Source organism: Vagococcus elongatus (genome assembly GCF_003987645.1).
GTDB lineage: Bacteria > Bacillota > Bacilli > Lactobacillales > Vagococcaceae > Vagococcus_A > Vagococcus_A elongatus.
The window spans coordinates 1-5,311 of sequence record NZ_NGKA01000043.1; the positions used below are offsets into that span (position 1 = coordinate 1).

Sequence of the window (5,311 nt, forward strand, 5' to 3'; positions counted from 1 at the left end):
ACGGCTACAATAATCACATCCTGCTGAAATTGCTTTCCTTTAAAATGATTCATCGTCATTCCTCCTGCTATCTTTTTCTATTATTCTACCTTATTTGATAGTAGATTTAAAACTTTGCAACAGAACCAAAAACCTCACTCCAATTTCTAAAGTGAGGAAAATTCCTATGATAGGCACTATAACATGTGGACTACCTATTCTAGCTGAAGAAAACTTTAATGGCTATATCACAGAAGCAGTTGACCTACTCCCAAGCGGAAAACTATTCTATCTAGAAACAAAAGGTAACAGCATGACCCCTACCATTCCTGTTGGTTCGCTGGTGCTAATCAGACAACAAGAAGAAGTGGAAAACAATGAGATAGCTGCAGTGCTTTTAAACAGCGACACAGAAGCTACATTAAAACGTGTAAGATATCAGAATGACACAATGATATTAATGCCAGACAATCGTCAATACGCGCCTATAATCGTAAACGAACAAAACCCGGCTAAGATTATCGGTAAAGCAGTAAAAGTTACAATGATGTTATGATATAATTAAATAAAAATAGAGCGCATTAACTTGCGCTCTTAACATTAATTTATTAGGAGGAATGAAAATGGCTAAAAAGATTAAAACAGAAGATGGAAAAGTATACAAGGAACATAAACCGTTTTATAAACGCTGGTGGTTTATCGTTATTGTTATAATTTTAGCTTTTGGTTTAATTGGTTCTGCTTTAGGTGATGATAAAGATGAAGCTAAGAAAGTAGACACAAAAGAAGAGGTTAAAACAAAGACTGTATCAAATAAAGAAAATGAACAAGAAGAAGAGAAGATTTTTAGAGTTGGAGATACTGTGGATCTAAAAGGTTATCAAATAAAGGTAAACAGTGTTGATTTTTCTAATGGTTCTGAATTTATCACGCCAGATGAAGGCAAGCAGTTTATCATTGTTAACTTAACTATTACCAATAAAACTGGAGAAAGACAATCGTATAATCCTTTGGACTATTCATTGGTGGCTAATGGTAATTCAGAAACAGCCGGTTTCACTTTCTTAGACGGAGTAGAGACTATGAACTCTGGAGATTTAGACCCAGAAGCTACAGTTACAGGTAACCTTGTTGGACAAGTTGACCCTAACGCAAAGCTTAAACTAAGATATGAAGGAAACTTCTTTATACGCAACCATAATACTGATATAGAGTTAAACTAAAATAACGCTATATGCAATAATTATTTATTAGATTTCACAATCTATAAAACTAACTAAATACTGCTATACCAATGAGCTACCACCTATACCAATTATTTTTCACAAGGTTTAGGCGTGCAGCTCTTATTTTATATGCTACTTGCTATAGTTAACATTATGTCAACTTATGATTTTTCTATAAAAAATTTAGATTATCAAAAAATTCTTTATTAGATTTTAAAATTCCTAAGATATATACTTATATAAAAATTGTTAGGAGAATACATATGTTTAAAGATGATTGGTTTACTATTCAAAAAATAGATGAAAATACCTTCGTAATAAGTGAACTAGGGCATTGGGAAAAAGTTCATTCTTTTTTATTAATTGGGAAATATAAAGCTGTTTTAATAGATACAGGTCTTGGAATTGATAATATAAAAAGAATTACAAATAAATTAACAAAACTTCCTATTGATGTTATTACAACCCATGTGCATTCTGACCATATTGGAGGACATAATCAGTATTCAAGTATTTATGTTCATGAACTAGAAGAATCCTGGTTAACTGATGGAATACCTGGTCTATCTCTAGAACAAATAAGAGAAAATACAGCTAGAGATATTTCTATACCTACACCTAGAACGTTTAATCCCAAAACATATGTCCCTTTTACTGGTAAACCAACTGGATTATTAAAAGATGAAGATATTATTTGTTTAGGCAATAGAGATTTAAAAATATATCATACTCCTGGACATTCACCTGGACACATTTCTATCTTGGATATGTCTAATGGATACTTATTTACTGGAGATTTATTATATCTAGATACTCCTATATATGCATTCTATCCATCTACAAGTCCTGAAGACTTAGTTGAGTCCTTAGAAAGAATATCTAATTTACCCAACATTAAAATGGTTTATGGTTCACACAATACATTAGGCATCGAGCCCTCTATTTTTCTGGAAGTAAAACAAGCAATAACTTATTTGAAAGATAATGATTTAGTAAAATTTGGGACTGGTATCCATAATTTTGAAAATATAAGTATTCAATTTTAATTGAATTAACTAGTTATAATGGCAGATTATGTCAACTTGTCCGACACTGACTAAAATGTTTCATATTTTGCTATGTTTATGCTTGACTTCTTCTCGGTTCTCAAATAATTTGGGTTGAGGGCTGCTTGTTAGGAAAATGGCATAGTTAAACCCTAGTTTCAGCAAAAATCATTTTTCGATTTCTACTGAAGCTAGGGTTTAACATTTATTTGGTCTATCGGGAGAAGCCGGAGCCAACGTATATCTCTACTTGTTAGTGCTGGTCACACACTTAACTCACGCTTTAAAATCTGCCCTAAAGCGTATCGAGTTAAGCAACCTTCCCTATTGGGAACAGATTACCACCCAGACCGTTAACCGTCGTCTTCACGTCTTGGGCTCGAGAATAAGTAGAGTAACTTCTCATAGTGAGCTTGCAGCATTCCTTATTGCAGCGGCGAATGCTTAACCTTTCCATTTAGTTACCATCTATTAAGGTTCGCAGTTTGGCTTCTACGCTTTTAAAAAAGAGCTGACTGTGATAGAATACAGTCAATAGGAATCTTGTGTCACAGCTTGCCGGCTGTGGCTCTTTTTTTATATTCAGTTGTATAAAACGTTGATATTACGCTGTTGAATACACTATAACAAGGATTGCAAACGATTTAAATAGGTTTCATAAAACGGTATTATTGTATGAAAGTATGAAAGTATGAAAAAATACTTGCATACCTTTTTTATTTTGCATACTTGACTACTTTAATACTTGTATACCTTTAAAAACGCCGATATTGTAAGTTTATTCTTTAGCATACTTGCATACTTAACTACTTTAATACTAAAATACTTGCATACTTGACTACTTTAATACTTGTATACCGTTTTGTTTTATTTAAACTTTTTTCTTTTGCATACTTTAGCAAAAACATTTATAATGTAAGAAAAGAACAATAGGAGGAACACAGATGGCTAAAGTAATTACATGCGGTAACTTTAAAGGCGGTACAGGGAAAACGACAAATAGCACCATGATTGCAAAAACACTTTCTGACAGAGGCCTACGCACATTGCTTATTGATATGGACCCACAAGGGAACGCTACAAACTTATTCATCAAGACGAAAAACTATATTGATGATGAAGTGACAGTGTTTAATACAACAATGATGGCAGCAATCCAATCGGAAGATTTAACAAACGCTATTATTACAATAAAAGACAATTTAGACCTTTTAGCGTCTAGTGCTGACTTTAGTTTGTATCCACGATTTATGGAAAGAATGACAGATTATAATGAACGTGTTCAATATTTTGCGCAATTGTTAGAGCCTCTTAAAGCCAATTATGATTACATTTTAGTAGATATTCCACCTACGATTTCTTTAATTACTGACTCGGCTTTATATGCGTCTGATTGGTGTGTAATCGTTATGCAGACACATGAGCGTAGCTTACAAGGTGCTGAAGCGTTTCTGCGTTACATTCAATCAGAAGTGATTGATACATTCCATGCGCCTACGCTAGACGTTTTAGGTATACTTCCAGTATTACTCAAAAATGGGGCACCGGTTGACGTTTCGACTCTTGAAGCAGCGAATGAAATCTTTGGTTCTGATAACATATTCCAAACGACTATTCGCAATATGGAACGTTTAAAACGCTATGATTTAACAGGTATTACTGATGAAGATATGCACGACAAGAAGGTGAGAGAAGTGTACGAAAATGTCACAGATGAATTTTTAGCTAGATTGGAGGAATAGATATGGCACTCGTTCAATCTAATAAAAATAAAAAGAAGAAGTTAATCAGTCGTGGTCCTGATATTCAGCCAAAACAAACCTTTACTATGGATCAACTTGAAAAAACTGTTGAAGCTAAAAAAGAAGTAGTAAAGGAAACTGTTGTTCCAGAACCTGAATATATTCCAAAACCTACAACTTTAAAAATTGATACACGTATTCGTGACCAAATAAATGCTTTATCTCTTATAGGCTATGGTGATACACAAAAAGAAACGTTAGAACTACTTATCAATAACGTCTTGGAATCTATGACAGTAGATGAAAGAAGAAAATTTGATGTACAGTATGGCGTGTTAGAAGACAAAACACGTAAGAGTGGAAAGAAGAAGTAGAATCAAGGGAACAATAATTAACCATTCACTGGATGCACATAGGACGATTTTAAGACGTTTAAATTAAATTCTATAAGTTGATAATTCCTTGCCAAAACTTGGCTAAATAACCCTATTTTCAGATATAAAAAAGAAGCAAATTAGAGTATAAACTGCTAACTTACTTCTATCAAATATCATTAATTGTTATTAGTTTTAATATGAATAGCATTCAATATGGCATTCAAAAAGTAAATCCAATTTATGTGGGCACATATTATCACTTACTCTATTCAATATTTTTAAAACTAATATTATCTGGTAATTTTTTAGGCAATTCTAAAGGATTACCAAAACAACGATTTGTTATATCTGCAATTAAAGAACTCATATCAGGTAATATTTTGTTTAATAGTAATTCTGGTTTTTCAATTTCAGTTATGCTCAATTCTGGTTTTTCATTATCCGTGTCAAACAAGCCTAAATAAGAAACTGATAAAAATATAATTTCAGAATTCGAAGATTTTAATTCTGTTTCTATCTTTAAATTAACTTTACTATAATCTTTATCATTTACAGATATTCCAAATGTTTGCTCTACTTCAACTTCTTCATCAATATTTATGGCTGAGAAATTAATGTTCTCCAAGACAGTTTTTCTGAATTCGAATTTTGTTTTTTCCATGTTGTATCACCTAAATTCTTATTTTTAGTATTATATTCAATAGTATTTGATATCCTTATAATTTGATTTCTAATTTCTAAATGATAAGAACTGACTTTTTTAGCTAATGCTTCATGTTCTTTATAAGATGTTAGAACTAGATTATCAAGTAATTGGTTCTGTTGCAAAGTTTTAAATAAAGAATAAAATCCCTTACGGTATCTATGATTTAAGCTGGGATTCCCAATAATACCTTGATTTCAGTACAGACCGAAAACCCGAAGAGAGTGCCTTCTTTTCG

General features: G+C 32.2%; 6 protein-coding genes. 5 read left to right on the forward strand and 1 reads right to left on the reverse strand.

From position 1 onward, the window contains the following. The first annotated feature begins 166 nt into the window (after positions 1 to 166). The 5 genes from CBF29_RS13515 to CBF29_RS13535 all read left to right on the forward strand — a co-directional run bounded on the left by CBF29_RS13515 (position 167) and on the right by CBF29_RS13535 (position 4,367). Positions 167 to 535, forward strand: coding sequence for a LexA family protein (locus CBF29_RS13515; RefSeq protein WP_245987414.1), 369 nt, complete (start codon positions 167 to 169; stop codon positions 533 to 535). A 67-nt stretch (positions 536 to 602) separates the two neighbouring features. Then, entirely contained in the window at positions 603 to 1,202 is a 600-nt protein-coding gene (locus CBF29_RS13520; protein ID WP_126810232.1) for a DUF4352 domain-containing protein, read from the forward strand. 266 nt (positions 1,203 to 1,468) lie between these two features. After that, on the forward strand, positions 1,469 to 2,251 hold the full coding sequence (locus CBF29_RS13525; protein ID WP_126810233.1) for an MBL fold metallo-hydrolase: 783 nt from the start codon (positions 1,469 to 1,471) through the stop codon (positions 2,249 to 2,251). A 944-nt stretch (positions 2,252 to 3,195) separates the two neighbouring features. Continuing rightward, positions 3,196 to 3,993 (forward strand): ParA family protein, encoded by a 798-nt coding sequence (locus CBF29_RS13530; protein ID WP_023606346.1) that lies wholly within the window; start codon positions 3,196 to 3,198, stop codon positions 3,991 to 3,993. Between the two features lie 2 nt (positions 3,994 to 3,995). After that, positions 3,996 to 4,367 (forward strand): DUF5388 domain-containing protein, encoded by a 372-nt coding sequence (locus CBF29_RS13535; protein WP_126810234.1) that lies wholly within the window; start codon positions 3,996 to 3,998, stop codon positions 4,365 to 4,367. 268 nt (positions 4,368 to 4,635) lie between these two features. Here the strand turns inward: CBF29_RS13535 and CBF29_RS13540 are convergent, their stop codons facing one another. Continuing rightward, a complete protein-coding gene (locus CBF29_RS13540) occupies positions 4,636 to 5,031 on the reverse strand; it encodes a hypothetical protein (RefSeq protein WP_126810235.1) in 396 nt (131 codons plus the stop codon). Between the last annotated feature and the right edge of the window lie 280 nt (positions 5,032 to 5,311).

Coding starts and splice junctions, on each gene's coding strand:
- CBF29_RS13520 (WP_126810232.1), top strand. CDS start 603: ATGGCTAAAAAGATTAAAACAGAAGATGGAAAAGTATACAAGGAACAT.
- CBF29_RS13515 (WP_245987414.1), top strand. CDS start 167: ATGATAGGCACTATAACATGTGGACTACCTATTCTAGCTGAAGAAAAC.
- CBF29_RS13530 (WP_023606346.1), top strand. CDS start 3,196: ATGGCTAAAGTAATTACATGCGGTAACTTTAAAGGCGGTACAGGGAAA.
- CBF29_RS13525 (WP_126810233.1), top strand. CDS start 1,469: ATGTTTAAAGATGATTGGTTTACTATTCAAAAAATAGATGAAAATACC.
- CBF29_RS13535 (WP_126810234.1), top strand. CDS start 3,996: ATGGCACTCGTTCAATCTAATAAAAATAAAAAGAAGAAGTTAATCAGT.
- CBF29_RS13540 (WP_126810235.1), bottom strand. CDS start 5,031: ATGGAAAAAACAAAATTCGAATTCAGAAAAACTGTCTTGGAGAACATT.